Origin of the sequence: Hafnia sp. HMSC23F03 (assembly GCF_001816025.1) — a bacterium.
Classification (GTDB): Bacteria; Pseudomonadota; Gammaproteobacteria; order Enterobacterales; family Enterobacteriaceae; genus Hafnia; species Hafnia paralvei.
In genome coordinates, this window is record NZ_KV824200.1 from 1 (window position 1) to 732 (window position 732).

Below are 732 nucleotides of genomic sequence, written 5' to 3' on the forward strand. Positions count from 1 at the left end.
CCGGTCAGTGGTGGCGCATTATAGGGACTTCTGAGCTGGTGACAAGCGTTTATTTCATAATTTTTTTTGAACGTATAATATTTCGACATCAAGTTCAAAAAACGATAAGTGACGGACGAAATTCATACAAAAATAGAGAATCCTAGTTTCTAGCTCCGCTACCCATTCCAAGCAGCCGCTCAAGAAAATTTACGTATTTGCCATCTTGTCACTACTCTATTTACTAGTTTTTAAATGTCTGAGGAGTAGAGATCGACATGGTCAGAGGTAATATTGGTCGTTCCGCTAGTATCGCCGGCCCCTAAAGATAAGATAATAAGGTGTGAAAAAGGCAAATAGGGTCGAGTACAGATACTGACAGGACGCATCAATAGGCATACTAATGGAATTCAAATTAAGATTTGCCAGAATAAAACTACCGCCCAAACAACCTCAGAAGATCGTTTTATCAGATCTCCAATAGCAAAAAAGCCCCACGCTTTCGCATGAGGCTTTTTCATTTATTTGATGCCTGGCAGTTCCCTACTCTCGCATGGGGAGACCCCACACTACCATCGGCGCTACGGCGTTTCACTTCTGAGTTCGGCATGGGGTCAGGTGGGACCACCGCGCTATCGCCGCCAGGCAAATTCTGTTAATCAACCCGCTTCGTATATCTCTACACTTAGCCAGTTAATCCAATCTTCGAACAAGCTTAATCTTTGTCTTAGTCTCTCAACCAAAACACCTTCG

Annotated in this window: 1 rRNA gene; it reads right to left on the minus strand. The window is 43.3% G+C overall.

Annotated elements, in window-relative coordinates:
- Positions 1 to 509: 509 nt before the first annotated feature.
- Positions 510 to 625: ribosomal RNA gene (gene rrf / locus HMPREF3091_RS04050) — 5S ribosomal RNA — on the minus strand.
- Positions 626 to 732 lie beyond the last annotated feature (107 nt).